Source organism: Rhizobium acaciae (assembly GCF_025941625.1).
Taxonomy (GTDB): Bacteria; Pseudomonadota; Alphaproteobacteria; order Rhizobiales; family Rhizobiaceae; genus Rhizobium; species Rhizobium acaciae.
This window is the reverse complement of sequence record NZ_JAPCZO010000018.1, coordinates 122342-138252: the sequence shown is the minus strand read 5'-3', so window position 1 is coordinate 138252 and position 15911 is coordinate 122342. Positions and strand designations below refer to the sequence as shown.

The 15911-nt window shown below is 61.5% G+C and carries 15 protein-coding genes; 6 read left to right on the top strand and 9 right to left on the bottom strand.

Translation table 11 applies throughout. The annotated features are described in order from the left end of the window. Positions 1 to 207: 207 nt before the first annotated feature. Positions 208 to 1119, top strand: a complete 912-nt coding sequence (locus OLZ32_RS26515) for an acetamidase/formamidase family protein (protein WP_264398529.1) — start codon at positions 208 to 210, stop codon at positions 1117 to 1119. Between the two features lie 12 nt (positions 1120 to 1131). Here the strand turns inward: OLZ32_RS26515 and OLZ32_RS26510 are convergent, their stop codons facing one another. Beyond that, complete coding sequence (locus tag OLZ32_RS26510) at positions 1132 to 2034, bottom strand: proline iminopeptidase-family hydrolase (protein ID WP_264398528.1); 903 nt, start codon at positions 2032 to 2034, stop codon at positions 1132 to 1134. 65 nt (positions 2035 to 2099) lie between these two features. Then, on the bottom strand, positions 2100 to 2912 hold the full coding sequence (locus OLZ32_RS26505) for a helix-turn-helix transcriptional regulator (protein WP_003549358.1): 813 nt from the start codon (positions 2910 to 2912) through the stop codon (positions 2100 to 2102). Between the two features lie 130 nt (positions 2913 to 3042). Here OLZ32_RS26505 and OLZ32_RS26500 point away from each other — a divergent pair, with 130 nt between their 5' ends. The 5 genes from OLZ32_RS26500 to OLZ32_RS26480 are packed head-to-tail and all read left to right on the top strand — an operon-like array spanning position 3043 to position 9011. After that, a complete protein-coding gene (locus OLZ32_RS26500; RefSeq protein WP_264423518.1) occupies positions 3043 to 3933 on the top strand; it encodes a proline iminopeptidase-family hydrolase in 891 nt (296 codons plus the stop codon). Positions 3934 to 3984: 51 nt separating this feature from the next. Next, positions 3985 to 4923, top strand: coding sequence for an ABC transporter permease (locus tag OLZ32_RS26495; protein WP_003549356.1), 939 nt, complete (start codon positions 3985 to 3987; stop codon positions 4921 to 4923). Next, a complete protein-coding gene (locus OLZ32_RS26490) occupies positions 4920 to 5771 on the top strand; it encodes an ABC transporter permease (protein ID WP_003549355.1) in 852 nt (283 codons plus the stop codon). The genes OLZ32_RS26495 and OLZ32_RS26490 overlap by 4 nt, the downstream gene beginning before the upstream one ends. Continuing rightward, positions 5768 to 7477, top strand: a complete 1710-nt coding sequence (locus tag OLZ32_RS26485) for a dipeptide ABC transporter ATP-binding protein (protein WP_264398526.1) — start codon at positions 5768 to 5770, stop codon at positions 7475 to 7477. Before OLZ32_RS26490 ends, OLZ32_RS26485 begins: the two co-directional genes overlap by 4 nt. Before the next feature lie 19 nt (positions 7478 to 7496). After that, positions 7497 to 9011, top strand: coding sequence for an ABC transporter substrate-binding protein (locus OLZ32_RS26480; RefSeq protein ID WP_017992353.1), 1515 nt, complete (start codon positions 7497 to 7499; stop codon positions 9009 to 9011). 84 nt (positions 9012 to 9095) lie between these two features. Here the strand turns inward: OLZ32_RS26480 and yghU are convergent, their stop codons facing one another. The 7 genes from yghU to OLZ32_RS26445 form a co-directional block, all read right to left on the bottom strand. Further along, a complete protein-coding gene (gene yghU / locus OLZ32_RS26475) occupies positions 9096 to 9971 on the bottom strand; it encodes a glutathione-dependent disulfide-bond oxidoreductase (RefSeq protein WP_017992352.1) in 876 nt (291 codons plus the stop codon). A gap of 155 nt (positions 9972 to 10126) precedes the next feature. Next, positions 10127 to 11224: an ABC transporter ATP-binding protein gene (locus tag OLZ32_RS26470; protein ID WP_264398525.1), complete on the bottom strand. Its 1098-nt coding sequence runs from the start codon at positions 11222 to 11224 to the stop codon at positions 10127 to 10129. Between the two features lie 30 nt (positions 11225 to 11254). Next, entirely contained in the window at positions 11255 to 11635 is a 381-nt protein-coding gene (locus OLZ32_RS26465; protein ID WP_003549350.1) for a cupin domain-containing protein, read from the bottom strand. 16 nt (positions 11636 to 11651) lie between these two features. Next, on the bottom strand, positions 11652 to 12743 hold the full coding sequence (locus OLZ32_RS26460; protein WP_264398524.1) for a Gfo/Idh/MocA family protein: 1092 nt from the start codon (positions 12741 to 12743) through the stop codon (positions 11652 to 11654). A 3-nt stretch (positions 12744 to 12746) separates the two neighbouring features. Next, the gene (locus tag OLZ32_RS26455; protein ID WP_264398523.1) at positions 12747 to 13574 is read right to left on the bottom strand and encodes a carbohydrate ABC transporter permease; all 828 of its coding nucleotides are present in this window, start codon (positions 13572 to 13574) and stop codon (positions 12747 to 12749) included. After that, on the bottom strand, positions 13571 to 14518 hold the full coding sequence (locus tag OLZ32_RS26450; protein ID WP_264398522.1) for a carbohydrate ABC transporter permease: 948 nt from the start codon (positions 14516 to 14518) through the stop codon (positions 13571 to 13573). The genes OLZ32_RS26455 and OLZ32_RS26450 overlap by 4 nt, the downstream gene beginning before the upstream one ends. 56 nt (positions 14519 to 14574) lie before the next feature. After that, positions 14575 to 15828, bottom strand: coding sequence for an ABC transporter substrate-binding protein (locus OLZ32_RS26445; protein ID WP_264398521.1), 1254 nt, complete (start codon positions 15826 to 15828; stop codon positions 14575 to 14577). Positions 15829 to 15911 lie beyond the last annotated feature (83 nt).

The window sequence follows — 15911 nt, the reverse complement described above, 5'->3', positions numbered from 1 at the left end:
GGTGTTGGATTCCCCTATGCAGTTGCCGCGATCGTAAAGACGCCCCTAGTGCCACTCCTGTCGACAGCCTGCCCATCGGCCCCCGGAATTGCGTAGTGCCGCGGATATTGGCATTGCCGGCAATCTCTGATCTAGTCTGCAACTCTCTCCGCCGGGCAGTTCAGCCGCAGGCTCATGACATTCGAAACGAGCCAGAGCCATATTCTCATGACCACTCACCGCTTCATTCCGACGAGCTTTCACAATGTCATAGGCTCACTTTCGCCAGCCCTGCACATCGCCGACGGCGATACCGTCGTCACCGAGACGCTCGATGCCGCCGGGCATGGCAAGGACGGCGTCAAGCAGGCATCCGGCCCCAATCCGATGAACGGCCCGATCTTCGTGGAAGGTGCCGAGCCCGGGGATGCGCTTAAGGTCGAGATCATAAGCATGATCCCGACCAGGGACACGGGTTTTACCCGCAGCGTCGTCGCCGCCAATGTGGTCGATCCCGAGGCGGTTCGCGACCTGCCGCCGCGCGATATCGCGATCTGGGCGATCGACCGTGAAGCCCTGACCGTCCGGCTTTCCGAGCAGGTTGCAGGTCTTGAAAATTTCGTTCTGCCTCTTGCCCCGATGATCGGCTGTTTCGGCGTAGCGCCCAGCCTCGGCCAGGCGATATCGACCGCGACCAGCGGCGAATATGGCGGCAACATGGATTATCGGCTGTTCGGCCCCGGGACCACGGTCCGTTTCCCGATAGCGGCCCCCGGCGCCCTGTTCTTTCTCGGCGACTGCCATGCCGTGCAAGGGGATGGCGAGATCGTCGGAACCGGCGTCGAGACGACGTTCGAGGTTACGGTACGGCTGACGGTGGAAAAGAAGGCCGGACTGGTCTGGCCGCGCGGAGAAACGGCCGAAGACATCTTCACCATCGGCAACGCCCGGCCCCTCGATCAGGCGCTCCAGCACGCGACCAGCGAAATGTTGAACTGGCTGGCGGCAGATTATGGCCTGGACAGGACGGCGGCCAGCCATCTGCTCGGCCAGGTGGTGCGTTACGACGTCGGCAACGTCTTCGATCCGGCCTACACGATGGCTTGCCGTGTTGCTAAGAAATGGCTGGTTCGCCGATAAACGGCCCCTTCCTCAATCGTGCCGGGACAGGAAACCGGAAACGGTCGCCAGGCAAAGCTGCTTTTCCTCGACATGCGGCATGTGGCTGGAATTTTCGAAGAGCACCCATTCGCAGCCGGGAACGCGTTCGAGATAAGGCCTTACCACCAGGGGCGTCGCCTCGTCGTATTTTCCCGAGATCAGCAGCGTCGGGGCTTCGATGCGGTCCAGCCTGTTCTCGATCGTCCAGTCCTTCATGGTGCCGATGACGTGAAATTCCGTCGGGCCGTTCATGTTGCGGTAGACGGTGTTGTCCTCGTCCATGATCGCAAAGGTCCGCGCCACCTCCGGCGGCCACGGCACCACACGGCAGACATGGCGGTCATAGAAAGCGCGCGAGGCAGCGATATATTCCGGATCGGTGAGGCTTCCCGCCAGCTCATGCTTCAGCAACGTGTCCTGCACCTCCTTCGGCAATTCCTGCCTCAGCCGGTTCGCCTCCGAAACCCAGGTGTGCATGTTGGCCGGTGAGTTGGCGATGACAAGCGCCTTCAGGCCTTGCGGTCGGCGCACCGCATGTTCGGCGCCGAGCATGCCGCCCCAGGACTGGCCGAGGAAGGCATAGTGTTGCTGGATGCCGAGATGGGAAAGCAGTGCGTCGAGCTCCTCGAGGAACAGGTCGACCGTCCAGAAATCCGGGCTCTTTTCCGGAAGTCGGGTGGAATTGCCATTGCCGAGCTGGTCGTAATGGATGACCGGTCGGCCGTCGAGGGCGGCGATATCCTTGAAGGAATCGACATAATCATGGGTGCAGCCGGGCCCGCCATGGGCGACGACGAGAGGCAGCTTGCTGCTCTCCAGCGAGCCGGTGACGCGATACCAGGTGCGATAGTCGCGAAAGGGCAAATAGGCTTCGTTGGTCGTGACTTCGCCCACGGGCGTCTCCATCTCTTGGCGTCATGAAAAAAATCATAACGCGGCGGCGACGGTGAAGGCAGCTATCACAAGTTATAGGGTGGCCAATTATGGGTCGGCCGGTCTTCGAGCAGGCGATAATGGGTGGCGCGCACCACGGCCTGGGTGCGGTTGCGGGCGCCGAGTTTCTTTGTCGCGGCGTTCAGATGCATCACGACAGTCGGTACGGAACGGTCGATGATGCGGGAAATTTCCTTGGCGGAGTAGCCTTCCGCCGAATGGCGCAGGCATTCACGTTCCCGCTCGGTCAGGCGGATCGTGCCGACGCTCTTCGCCCGCGTGTCGAAAAGCGAATAGGCGGTCTCATGGAAAACATGGGCAAGCAGGTTGAAGTCGGCGATATAGCGCAGTGCGTGCCGTTCGAAATCTTTGTTCCGGCCGAAGCGGATGCCGGTGACGGTGGCATAGTCGCCGCGTGGCATATGAACCGGAACGGTGACGCCGGTCGACATATCGCGTTCGCTCAAATAGCGCGTCACCGGCGCGGTGTCGTCGGTCATGAAACGGTTGATCAGCGTGTCGGCGTCCGGGTCATAGTTCCAGAAAAAGGGCGCAGAGGTGCGCAGCGCCACCTGCTGCACCGGATCGATACGGAAATAGCCGCGATTGAACCAGTAGTCGTGCATGTCGTCTGAAATATTCCGCAGCTTCAGCAGCGATGGTATCATGATCGCGCCGTCGAGATCGTAAGGCACCGGTGTATAATCGTAGATCAGCGCCTCGAAGCCGATCTGCTTCATCGCCTCGAAGGCCTGATCGATCCGGCCGTCCAGCGTTTCGTGCGCTGTAAACTGCCGTCTGATCGTTCCGATGTCGTCAAGAATGGGGTCGTCAAGCATGGGCAGCTCCCGGGGTTCGGCATTGCGGCCCACCCTATCACTTCTTATAGCTGGCACTGAATGCGGTTTAAGGTAAAAATTTAGCCGTGCCCAAATATTGAGCAAGCGAAATCTTCTGCCGGAGCGATCAATGTGGCGTGAAATACAGCCGGACGAACGATTTGAGATCGATGTCGATGGCTATCGCGTCGTTGCCTATAGCTTCGGGACTGGCAACGAGACGGTTTTCTGCCTGAACGGCGGGCCGGGCCTGCCCTGCGATTATCTGCGCGAAGCGCATTCCTGTCTGGTCGACAAGGGCTATCGCGTCGTCGCCTTCGATCAACTCGGCACCGGTGCCTCCGACCGGCCGGACGATCTCACGCTCTGGACGATCGGCCGTTATGTCGAGGAGACGGAGACGGTGCGCAAGGCGCTGGGGCTCGGCAAGGTCCACTTGCTCGGCCATTCCTGGGGCGGCTGGCTGGCGATCGAATATGCGCTGACCTATCCCGAAAACCTCAGGACGCTGATCCTCGAAGATACCGTCGCCGACATGCCGCATCTGATGCTGGAACTGGAACGGCTGCGCGCGGCACTCGGCCCTGAAACCGTGGCGATGATGCAGAAGCACGAGGCGCAAGGCACCTACAATCATCCGGAATATCTCGCGGCCGTCACCATCCTCAACTATCGCCACGTCTGCCGTCTGCCGGAATGGCCGGCGCCGGTGCGCCGCTCGCTCGACGATTGGAATATGGCGCCCTACGAGACGATGCAGGGACCGAACGAGTTTCTCTATGTCGGCAACCTCAAGGACTGGAACCGCATCCCCGATCTGCCGCGGCTGACGCTGCCGGTGCTCATCACGACGGGAGAGCATGACGAGTTGACGCCGGCCTGTGCGCTCAGGATGAAGCTTGCGTTGCCGAATGCCGAGCTGAAGGTATTTGCCAATGCCAGCCACATGCCGTTCTATGAGAACCCGCAGGATTATTATCCGGCGCTTCTCGATTTTCTCGCCCGGCACGAGGCAGGCTGATGCAACAGGAAGCCGACCGAACCAGACGAAGACAAAGGGGCGATCGCCGACATGCATCGCTATAAATTCGTTCTGACGCGACCGCTGCAGTTCCTGCCCGTCATCTTCGGCATCAGCGTCATCACGTTCATTCTGGTCCGGCTGATCCCCGGCGATCCCGCACGCAACATCCTCGGCACGCGCGCGACGCCGGCGGCTCTCGCCAGCATTCGCGCCCAGTACGGCCTCGACCAGCCGATGTGGCTGCAATATGTCTATTTCCTCAAGAACCTCGCCAATGGCGAGATGGGCAAGTCGATCCTCTACAAGATCGACGTGCTGAAGCTGATCGTCACCCGCATCGAGCCGACGCTCGCCCTCGTCGTCTCCAGCGTCGTGCTGTCGGTCCTGATCGCGGTGCCGATGTCGGCGATCGCCGCGCGCAATGCCGGTCGGGCGCCGGATCATGCGGTGCGCATCGTCTCGACCTTCGGCATCGGTTTTCCGCCCTTCTGGCTGGGACTGATGCTGATCATCCTCTTCAGCGTCGAACTCGGCGTGCTGCCGGTCTCGGGTTATGGTGCGACGATCGGCGAAAAGCTGTCGCATCTCGTGCTGCCGAGCCTGACGGTCGCGCTGTCGCTCTCGACCGTGCTGACGCGCAGCCTGCGGGCGGCGATGATTGAGCAGTTGAAATCGGATGTCGCGACGGCGGCGCGCGCCCGCGGCATGCCGGAGGGGATCGTCTTCTGGCGGCATGTCCTGCCGAATTCGCTGGTGCCGACCATCAACCTGCTTGCCGTCAATATTGGCTGGCTGATCGGCGGCACGGTGGTGGTCGAGAGCGTCTTTGCGCTGCCCGGCATGGGACAGCTGCTCGTCAGGGCGATCTTCTCACGCGACTACATGGTGGTCCAAGGCGTCGCCATGGTCTTTGCCTGCGCCACCGTGCTCATCAACTTCATCGCCGACATCGTCACTGTCGCCGTCGATCCGAGGGTGAAGCTATGAGCATCGAGGCGATCGCCCCCGCCTCCCCCGGCTGGCGCCGGTTCTTCGGCCGGCGGCCGATGCTTGTGCTCAGTGCCGGCCTGCTGCTGTTCTTCGTCCTGCTGGCGATCGGCGCGCCCATCGTCGCGCCTTACGACCCGATCATGCAGAATGCCGAGGTGCGCCTGCAGGCGCCTTCGCTGTTGCATCCCTTCGGCACCGACAATTTCGGCCGCGATATCCTCTCCCGCGTTATCTGGGGCGCGCGCCTCGACCTGCAGATGGCGCTGATCGGCGTCATCTTCCCCTTCCTGATCGGCACGACGGTCGGCACGATCGCCGGCTTCTTCGGCGGGATCGTCGATGCGCTGTTCATGCGTCTTGTCGATATCATCCTCGCCTTCCCCTTCCTGGTGCTGATGCTGTCGATCATCGCGATCCTCGGCCCCGGCCTCGGCAGCTTCTACATCGCCATGGCGCTGGTCGGCTGGGTCTCCTATGCGCGGCTGATCCGGGCGCAGATGCTGGTGCTGAAGGGCAGCGACTATGCCGTTGCCGCCGTCAGCCTCGGCTTCAGCCGCCCGCGCATCATGTTCCGCCACCTGCTGCCGAACGCGATCGCCGGCTCGATCGTCTTTTCGATGTCCGATGCGACGCTGGTGTTGCTCAGCGGCGCTGCCGTCAGCTATCTCGGCCTCGGCGTCCAGCCGCCGATTGCCGAATGGGGCGTCATGGTCGCGGAAGGACAGAGCTTCATTACCACCGCATGGTGGATCACGCTGTTTCCCGGCCTCTCCATCGTTTGCCTGGCCTTCGGCTTCAGCATGCTGGGTGACGCGCTCGGCGAACTGCTGGGGGTGCACGAATGAGCGGCTCCGTGCTGTCCGTCCGTGATCTCACCGTCAGGGCACATGTCGATTCCGGCCGGCGCACGCTACTCGATGCGGTGTCGCTCGACCTCGGCAAGGGCGAGATCCTCGGTCTCGTCGGCGAGAGCGGCTCGGGCAAGAGCCTGTTCTGCCGTTCCCTGGTGCGCCTGCTGCCCTCCTCGCTGCTGAAGATCGAAAGCGGTAGCGTGCTGCTCGAAGGGCGCGACCTCATGCGGATCGACGATAGCGAGATGCTGAAAGTGCGCGGCGGCGAGATCGGCATGATCTTCCAGAACCCGACCAGCCATCTTGATCCTGTCATGCGGATCGGCGACCAGATTGCCGAGGGCATCCGCTACCATCAGGGCCTCGGCACCCGCGAGGCCCGCGCCGCAGCGACGGAAATCCTGGCGCAGGTCGGCTTCCCCGATCCGAAACGCCAGTACGATAGTTATCCGCACGAATTTTCCGGTGGTATGCGGCAGCGGGCGATGATCGGCGTGGCGCTGTCCTGCAATCCGAAGATCCTGATCGCCGACGAGCCGACGACGGCGCTCGACGTGACCATCCAGGCGCAGATCCTGCGGCTGTTGATCGACATTCGCGACCGGCGCGGCCTGTCGATCATTCTGATCACCCACGATCTCGGTATCGTCGCCCAGACTTGCGACCGCATCGCCGTGCTGCGCGGCGGCAAGCTGCTCGAAGAGGGGCCGAAGCGGACGATCCTGGCGCGGCCGCAGCATCCCTATACGATCAACCTGATCAACAGCCACCCTTCCCTGCCGGGCGCGATATCAGCGCCGTTGCCCGAGCTTGCCGAAGCCAGCAACCCGGCGAGACCGTTGCTCGAAATCGACGATCTCCATGTGCGCTTCAGAGCCGGCGGCGCGCTGCTCAGGGGCAGTGCCAAGACGGTCAGCGCCGTTGCCGGCGTCAGCCTGCAGATCATGCCGGGCGAGACGGTCGGCATCGTCGGCGAATCCGGCAGCGGCAAGAGCACGCTTGCCCGCGCCGTGCTCGGTCTCACGCCGCTTTCCTCAGGTCACGTCACCTTCGACGGCGTTGAACTGGCGCTGCAGAAGAGTGCCGGCCTGGCAAAGCTCAGGCGCGAGGCGGCGATGGTCTTCCAGGACCCCTATAATGCGCTCAATCCGCGGCTGACGATCGGCCAGATGCTGGCCGAGGTGCTGAAGGTGCAGGGCAAGGTCGCCAAGGCCGATATCCCTGTTCGAATCGGCGAACTGCTCGATCTCGTCGGCCTCCAACGTGAATTCGCCGGCCGCAAACCGCGTAGCATGAGCGGCGGCCAGTGCCAGCGCGCCGGCATCGCCCGAGCCCTCGCTGTCGATCCGAAGCTGATCATCGCCGACGAATGCGTGGCGGCCCTCGACGTCACCATCCAGGCGCAGATCATCGAGCTCTTCCGCGATCTCACGGCGAAGATGAACCTCACGCTGATCTTCATTGCCCATGACCTCGCAATCGTCCGCAATCTCTGCGAACGCGTCGTCGTGATGTATCGCGGCGAGATCGTCGAGGAAGGTCGCTCCGAAGAAGTCTTCGCGCGGCCGAAACATCCCTATACGGCGGCGCTGATCGCCGCCATTCCCGACATCGATCCTGACAAGCGGCTACTGCAAGGCGCCGACGGCAAGGACGATCCGCATTCGATGCCGTTTCAATCAATCAAACGCATGCCATAACAACGAAGGGAACGAACTCATGACAAACAGGTGGAAATCAATCGGGCTTGCAGCTTTGCTCGCCGGTCTGACGCTCAGCGCAAGCTATGCCGAGGCCGCCGGTGTACTCACCATCGGCCGCCGCGAGGATTCGACGACATTCGATCCGATCAAGACTGCCCAGAACATCGACAACTGGGTGTTCTCCAACGTCTACGACGTGCTGATCCGCGTCGACAAGACAGGCACGAAACTGGAGCCGGGTCTTGCCGAAAGCTGGACCACGTCGGATGACGGGCTGACCTACACGTTCAAGATCCGCGATGCAAAATTCTCGGACGGTTCGCCGCTGACGGCGGAAGACGCGGCCTACAGCCTGCTGCGCATCCGCGATGACGCTGCCTCGCTCTGGAGCGATTCCTACAAGGTGATCGACACGGCCGTGGCGACCGACGCGCACACGCTGACGATCAAGCTCAAGAACCAGTCCGCGCCGTTCCTTTCGACGCTGGCGCTGCCGAATGCCTCGGTCATCTCCAAGAAGGGCATGGAATCACTTGGTCCCGATGCCTATGGCGAAAAGCCGATCGCATCTGGCGCCTTCACCGTCGAGGAATGGCGGCGCGGTGACCGCGTTATCCTGAAGAAGAACCCGAATTTCTGGCAGGCGGACCGGGTGAAGCTCGACGGTGTCGAGTGGATCTCGGTGCCTGACGACAATACCCGCATGCTGAACGTTCAGGCCGGCGAGCTGGATACGGCAATCTTCGTTCCCTTTTCTCGCGTCGAGGAGTTGAAGAAAGACCCGAACCTCAACGTCGATATCGACGCTTCGACCCGCGAGGATCATCTCCTGATCAACCATGCGCATGGCGATCTCGGCAAAAAGGAAGTGCGCCAGGCGCTCGATATGGCGATCGACAAGAAGGCGATCGTCGAGGCCGTCACCTTTGGCCAGGGCACAGTCGCCAACTCTTATATTCCAAAGGGTGCGCTCTATCATTACGCCGATAACCTGCAGCGCCCCTACGACCCTGAGAAGGCCAAGAAGCTGCTGGCGGATGCCGGTGTCTCCAACTTGACGCTGAACTATCTCATCCGCGCCGGCGACGAAGTGGACGAGCAGACGGCAGTGCTTGTCCAGCAACAGCTTGCCAAGGCCGGCATCACGGCGAACCTGCAGAAGGTCGATCCAAGCCAGGAATGGGATATGACGGTTGCCGGTGATTACGACATCTCGGTCAACTACTGGACGAACGACATTCTCGATCCGGACCAGAAGACGACTTTCGTTCTCGGTCACGATTCCAATAACAACTATCTGACCAACTACAAAAACGAGGAGGTGAAGGAACTGGTCGCCAAGGCCCGTCTCGAGCTCGATCCGAAGAAGCGCGAACAAATGTATGTCGATCTGCAAAAGATGGCCAAGGACGACGTCAACTGGATCGACCTCTATTACAGCCCCTATATCAACGTCTCGCGCAAGAATATCGAGAACTTCTACCAGAACCCGCTTGGCCGCTTCTTCCTGGAAGACACGGTCAAGAACTGAGTTCGGGCAGTATGTAGACGCTCCGTCGCCGTAAAGGCGGCGGAGCGTCATTTATTGCTGTGACACGTGGCTGGGGCCGCTTGCTTACTCGGCGGCGGCGAGCTTGTCCTGCGTCCTGGTGTCGAAGTCGCTGGCGTCGTGGCGCTCGTGCAACTGGCTCGATGGCTCGCCGGAGAGGCGGTTGACCATCCGGCCGCGTTGCACGGCCGGCCTGCTGTAGATGGCGTCGGCCCAGCGCAGCACGTTCTTATAGTCCTCGACCTGCAGAAACTCGGCCGCACCGTAGGCCCAGCCCTTCACCAACCCGCCATACCAGGGCCATACGGCAATATCGGCAATTGTATATTCGCTGCCTGCCAGATACTCGCTTTCGGCCAGGCGACGATCGAGCACGTCGAGCTGACGCTTCACTTCCATGGCGAAGCGGTCGATCGCATATTCGATCTTCGTCGGCGCATAGGCGTAGAAATGGCCGAAGCCGCCGCCGAGATAAGGCGCGCTTCCCATCTGCCAGAACAGCCAGGACAGGCATTCGGCCCGCGCGCTCGGCTCGGTCGGCAGGAAAGCGCCGAATTTTTCGGCGAGGTAGGTCAGGATCGCACCGGATTCGAAGACACGGATCGGCTTTGGCCCGCTGCGGTCCATCAGCGCCGGTATCTTGGAATTGGGATTGACCGCGACGAAGCCGCTGCCGAACTGATCGCCATCGCCGATCTTGATCAGCCAGGCGTCATACTCCGCACCTTCATGGCCAAGGGCCAGCAGTTCTTCGAGCATGATCGTGACCTTCTGGCCGTTCGGCGTTCCGAGCGAATAGAGCTGCAGCGGATGCCGGCCGACAGGAAGCTCCTTGTCATGCGTCGGTCCCGAGATCGGGCGGTTGATGCTGGCGAATTGGCCGCCATTCGCCTTGTTCCAGGTCCAGACCTTCGGGGGTGTATAATCGGAAGAACCGCTCATCTTTCAAACTCCTGGCATTGATCGGATAGAGCGCGACGCCGGTTGGGCCGCCGCATTTTTCCTGACATAGCAGAGGCGATGAGGTTTTGTCACAGGTGTCGGCGCGGTTTCACGCAATCGTCAGAGCCTTGGCAAAGCTGAAGAAAACAGCCGCTTCAAACATCCGCCTCGGGAAGACGCCTGCCCGTCGCGGCTGAGAACAGATGTCCGCTGGCAGACCGCAAGGCGAAGCGGATCGTGTCGCCGGGCTTTACGGCAATGCGCTCGCGAAACAGCATGTTGACGTTTTCGCCCTCGATCCGGGCCCCCTCGATCCGGGCAACGACCTGCGTCTCCGCGCCTGTTGGCTCGACGACGATGACCTTTGCCGGCGTTCCGCCCTCATCGTCGATGACGAATTGTTCCGGTCTGATGCCATAGATGAGTTCTTCGCCGGGATCTGCGGAACCAGGACGCAGCGATAGCGGCATGGCGATGCCGCTGTCGGTGCGGAAGATCGAAGGGGCGTCAGCCTGGATGCGGCCCTTGAGCAGGTTCATCGCCGGCATGCCGATGAAACCGGCGACGAAGGTGGTTGAGGGCCGATCATAGATCTCCAACGGCGTTCCGATCTGCTCGACGATGCCGTCATGCATGACGACGATGCGGTCGGCCATGGTCATCGCCTCGGTCTGGTCATGGGTGACATAAACGGTGGTGATCTTCAGCCGCTGGTGAAGCTCCTTGATCTCGGCGCGCATCGCCACGCGCAGCTTGGCGTCGAGATTGGAAAGCGGTTCGTCGAAGAGGAACACTTTCGGATCGCGTACAATCGCACGGCCCATGGCGACGCGCTGACGCTGGCCGCCGGAAAGATGGCGCGGGTGGCGGTCGAGATAAGGCTCCAGCGCCAGGATCTTTGCGGCGGACTGCACCCGGCGGCCGATCTCGTCTCTGGCCGTACCGCGCAGCTTCAGGGAAAAGCCCATATTCTCGGCCACCGTCAGATGCGGATAGAGCGCATAGCTCTGGAACACCATGGCAATGTCGCGCTCCTTCGACGGCAGGTCGTTGACCATGCGGCCGGCAATCGAAAGCCGGCCGCCCGAGATCGTCTCCAGGCCGGCGATCATGCGCAACAGCGTGGACTTGCCGCAGCCGGACGGTCCGACGAGCACGATGAATTCGCCATCCTCGATATCGACATCGACGCCGTGGATGACCGGCAGGTTGCCGTAGGACTTGCGGATGTTGTGAAGCGCAATCGACGCCATGATATTCCCTCCCCCGAGAACAGGATGACTTCAGGCCGCGCCCTCGCCTTCATGATTGACCGCCGTTCTGGTGCCGGAGGAGAACATGATCAGGGCGAAGAGCGGTTCGCTGCCGAGCGCGCGCGCCCAGTGACGAACATTGCGGGGAATCCGGATCGCGTCGCCGGCTTCGAGCCGATAGAGCGCATCGCCGAGCTTGTGCTCGCAATCGCCGGAAACGACGTAGAGGATTTCCTCGCAATCGGGGTGCGAATGCAGCTGGTTGCGCTCGCCGGGATTGATGCGGCAGGTCCCGAAGGTCATCTCGGCGCCGGGCGTGCCGTCGCCGGTGATCTTCCAGTTGAGTTCGCCCCAGGTGGTCGGCATGAATTCGCCGCCGGCTTTCCTGAAAATGACATCGGTATCGCTCAAGGCTGTCCCTCCCTTGTCAGAGATTGGTGGTGACGCCGGCATCCGTGCGTCTGTAGAATTCGAAGAGCTTCATGATCTCGTGGGCGATTTCGAGCGTGCCCCTTGATATCGGCGTGCCGGAGAGGATCGCATCCGTCAGATGCAGGATTTCGGGCACATAGCCGAGATAAAATAGGTTGTTGTTGTAGAGCTGGCCAAGCGAATGCTCCGGCTCATAGAACAGCGCCGCATTCTCGTCCGGCTGGATGAAGCTCGCGGCGCGGCCATAGGACGGCAGGTCGGCCTTGCGGAAGTAAGTAAGCCGGCTACCGTTTTCGACGATAGCGTTGGCGCCTTCGCCGATGATTTCGACCCGCTCGAAGATGCTGCTGCCGGATTGGCCGGCGGCAAGGTGCAGCGTGCCGATCGCGCCGGAGCGGAAGCGCAGGCTGGTAACGGTCGCGCCCGTCAGCGCTTCCCATTCATAACTGGCGCGTTCGATCTCGCCGCCGAGGAAGTTGAGGATCGCTCCCGGATGGTAGATGTGATCGAGGAAGCTCTGCATCTTGACGAGATCGGCACGGTCTTCTTGGCTCGGCAGGCTTTGCGGATAGCGGACATTGATCGAGGTCAGCCTGCCGAAACCCGGCGAGCCGATCAGGTCCCTCAGCTTCTCGATGGTCGGGAAGAAGGTCTTCTTGAGACCGGTCATCACCATGCGGCCGGTGGCTGCACTTGCCGCCTGCAGTCTTTCGATATCCTCAAGGCTTGCCGCCGTCGGCTTTTCCATCCAGACGTGCGCGCCCGATGCAAGTGCGTCGAGTGCGAGATCGGTCGCCTGCACCCGGCCGTCAGGATGATAGGCGGTGACGAGAAAGACCAGTTCCGGCTTTTCCTGCTCCAGCATCTCGCGATGATCGGTATAGGCTTTGCCCGCGCCAAAGAGCTTGGCGAATTTTTCAGCACGGCCGAGATCGAGATCGCAGATACCGGTAAGCTCGACCGGCGCGTAACGCAGCGCCGGATAGACATTGCGATAGGCATGGCCGCCGGCGCCGATGAAGCAGGCCTTGATGCGATGGTCGAATTCGAAATTATAGCGGATTTCCCGCTGGACGTGATGCGACATGGTTCAGCCCTTGATTGCCCCCTGCGTCAGCCCCTCGGTGAAGCGGCGCTGCATCAGGATGTAGAGGAGAATGATCGGCAGGAATGAAATGACGGTCCCGGAAAAAACCAGGCGGTAATCGGAGGCGTAGGTGCTGGCGAAACGGACGAGCCCGAGGGGCAGCGTCTGTACCTCGGGACTGATCAGCACGATCAGCGGCAGGAAGAAATCGTTCCAGGTGGAGAGCGCGCTGATGATGACAAGCGCCTGCACCGCCGGCGTCGAGATCGGCAGAAAGACCTTGGTGAGGATCTGCAGATGCGAGGCGCCGTCGATCTTGGCGGCCTCGATCAGATCGTCCGGCACGCCGATGAAGAAGCTCCGCATCAGGAATATGCCGAAGGGGATGCCGTTGCTCACCTGTACCAGCACGATTCCGGTCAGCGTGTTGACGAGATTAAGCCCGAAAAGCACCTGATAGAGCGGAATGACGATCGCCTGGACCGGCACAGTCAAGCCGAGGATGAAGGCGTAGAACAGCCATTCCCGGCCGGGAAAACGGATCTTGGCAAGCGCATAGCCGGCCGGTGCACAGGTGATCAGCGACAGGATGACGACGCCGATGAGATTGATGAGGCTGTTGCCGACGAGTTCGCCGAACCCGCCGATCTGCCACGCATCCAGATAGTTCCGCCACATCAGGTCGGCGGGCCAGGTGAAGGGATCGGCCTGGCCGATCTCGGCCTCGGTCTTGAAACTCGAAACCACCAGCCAGACGAAGGGGGCAAGGATCAGGATCAGTGCCGGGGTCAGCGCCAGCGCTACAGGCCATTCGCGATTACGGACGCTCATTGTGAAAGCCTCGCGCGCCAGCGGTTGAAGACGATGGTGATGGTGATCGCAAGCAGGCTGAGCAGGATGCAGAGCACTGCGGCAAGCCCGTGCTCCTGGGACTGGAAGGCAAGCCGATAGATGTAGGTGGTAATCAGTTCGCTCTGGTAGAACGGCCCGCCATTGGTCATGACGAAGACCGTGGCGAAGCCCTTCAGCCCATTGATCATCGCCAGCGAGACCACGAAGGTCGTCACCTCGCGAAGCCCCGGCAGCGTCACGTAGATCAGTTTCTGGAAGGCGTTGGCGCCGTCCACTTCCGCTGCGTCATAGAGCGAGCGGTCGATATTCTGCAGGCCGGCGATGAAGAGCAGCATGTAAAGGCCGAAACCCTGCCAGGAGCTTGCGACATTGACGGAAAAGAGCACCAAGGCGGGATCGGAAAGCCAGCCTTGCGTAAAGGCGCCGAGCCCGACCTGCGTCAGGGCGGTATTCAGCAGGCCAAAGAACGGATCGTAGATATTGGCCCAGATGACGCCGACCACTGCCAGCGACACCAGATGCGGCAGGAAGAAGGCGGTGCGGAAGAAGACCTGGGTGATCCGCAGCCTGCTGACGGCAAGCGCCAGCAGCAGGCCGAGCCCACCTGCCATCACCACATGATAGGCCAGCCAGAGGAAGGTATGGACGAGGCTCTTCCAGACGATCGGATCGCGTGCGGCCTTGGCATAGTTGTCGAAGCCGACGAAGCTGGCGGAAGTATTGAAGCCTGCGGAGTTGTTGAAGCTCAGCCAGAAGGTGGCGGCGATCGGCAGCAGGGTGAAGACGGCATAAAGGGCGAGCGCCGGCGCCATCAGCCACAATGCGGTGCGGGCATCGCCATTGGATGAGCCATCAGATGAGGCAGCCCTGGCCGTTCGGCGTTCGGACATACGGGCTGATATGCCGCCCGTATGTCCCGCCAAGGCAGACGCATCCCTGAGAGGAGCCACGACCTTTCCGGGCGTTTCGCGAATAACCACTACTTCGCCTCTGCCATCTTCGCCTGGATCTGCTTCATGCCGTCCTCGCCGCCGATCTGGCCGGAGATCAGGCCCTGGATGACCTGGAAGTAGGTGTCGAGCACGGTGCCGGGCAGATAGACGCTCGGATTGTAGCCGACGCCGCTGGCGGCAGTGGCGAAGATATCCTTCAGTACAGGGGTTGGCGGCTCGACGCCCGGGATTTCGCGCGGATAGATCATCGTGCTTGCCGGATCCTGCGCGCGTTTCTTCATCACCGCATCCGACAGCATGAAGTCGATCCACTTCGCCGCGAGTTCAGGCTGCCTGGAATTGACCGGCACCAGCCAGCTCCAGCCGACACCGCCGGTCGGCATCGCCGCACCCTTGATGTCGGAAGGCATGGGCGCGTAACCGGCGTTAGTGAGGTCATAGCCTGCCTTGCGGGCATTGGCGGTGAACCACGGGCCGGCAACGAACATGGCCGCGCGCTTGTTGAACCAGAGGCGTGAAGCGCCATCGAGATCGAGGCCTGCCATTTCCTTCTTGATGTAGCCCGCCTCGACCAACTTCTGCAGTCGGATGGCGCCGGCGGCGACCGAGGGATCGTCCCAGGCGATCTCGCGGCGCAGCGCCTTGCCGATCACTTCCTTGCCGCTCGCAGATTGCAGCAGATTGCCGAAGAGGTGGCCGGCGCTGCCCGTCGTGCGAGGACCGATGGCGATCGGCTGCAGGCCGGTCTCATGGATCGATTTCATCAGCGCTTCGAATTCGGTCCAGGTCGCCGGGATCGTCCAGCCGGCCTTTTCGAAAATATCCTTGTGATACCAGATGCCAAGCGCATCGAGACCGTCGGGAACCTCGTAGATCTCGCCGCCGAACTGGCCCTTCAGCTCGGTGTAGAGCCAGGGATAGATCTCATCGTTCCAGCCGCGCTTTTCATATTGCTCGGTGAGCGGCATGACCTGCTTGGCATTCCTGACGACGCTGATGCGGCCGATGCCGGAATTGGTGAGGATCACATCAGGGCCGGCATCCGACTGGATTGCCGCCTGCACCGCGCCGTTGCTGATCGTCCCGGTCGGCGGCATGAACTCGACGGTCACGCCGGGATTGGCCTTTTCGAAATCGGCCTTGATGCCGTTCCACAGCTGCGCGACCAGCGGTTCGGTGATCTGCTCCGGACCCCACATCTTCAGGGTTTCGGCATGCGCTGGCGAACTTATGGCGATCATCGCGGCCAGTGCCGTGCTGCGGGTAAGAAATTTCAGCATTGCTCCCTCCTCCCGGGCCGCTCCGCGGCCACGTTTTCCGTTGTTGAAAAGGAGACCTCCCTCTCCTTCCATCTGGCACTCTA

Excerpts from the sequence above, each read along its gene's own strand:
- OLZ32_RS26445 (WP_264398521.1), bottom strand. The coding sequence starts at position 15,828 with ATGCTGAAATTTCTTACCCGCAGCACGGCACTGGCCGCGATGATCGCC.
- OLZ32_RS26460 (WP_264398524.1), bottom strand. The coding sequence starts at position 12,743 with ATGTCGCATCACGTCCAGCGGGAAATCCGCTATAATTTCGAATTCGAC.
- OLZ32_RS26485 (WP_264398526.1), top strand. The coding sequence starts at position 5,768 with ATGAGCGGCTCCGTGCTGTCCGTCCGTGATCTCACCGTCAGGGCACAT.
- OLZ32_RS26495 (WP_003549356.1), top strand. The coding sequence starts at position 3,985 with ATGCATCGCTATAAATTCGTTCTGACGCGACCGCTGCAGTTCCTGCCC.
- OLZ32_RS26455 (WP_264398523.1), bottom strand. The coding sequence starts at position 13,574 with ATGAGCGTCCGTAATCGCGAATGGCCTGTAGCGCTGGCGCTGACCCCG.
- OLZ32_RS26480 (WP_017992353.1), top strand. The coding sequence starts at position 7,497 with ATGACAAACAGGTGGAAATCAATCGGGCTTGCAGCTTTGCTCGCCGGT.
- OLZ32_RS26500 (WP_264423518.1), top strand. The coding sequence starts at position 3,043 with ATGTGGCGTGAAATACAGCCGGACGAACGATTTGAGATCGATGTCGAT.
- OLZ32_RS26505 (WP_003549358.1), bottom strand. The coding sequence starts at position 2,912 with ATGCTTGACGACCCCATTCTTGACGACATCGGAACGATCAGACGGCAG.
- OLZ32_RS26515 (WP_264398529.1), top strand. The coding sequence starts at position 208 with ATGACCACTCACCGCTTCATTCCGACGAGCTTTCACAATGTCATAGGC.
- OLZ32_RS26490 (WP_003549355.1), top strand. The coding sequence starts at position 4,920 with ATGAGCATCGAGGCGATCGCCCCCGCCTCCCCCGGCTGGCGCCGGTTC.
- OLZ32_RS26470 (WP_264398525.1), bottom strand. The coding sequence starts at position 11,224 with ATGGCGTCGATTGCGCTTCACAACATCCGCAAGTCCTACGGCAACCTG.
- yghU (WP_017992352.1), bottom strand. The coding sequence starts at position 9,971 with ATGAGCGGTTCTTCCGATTATACACCCCCGAAGGTCTGGACCTGGAAC.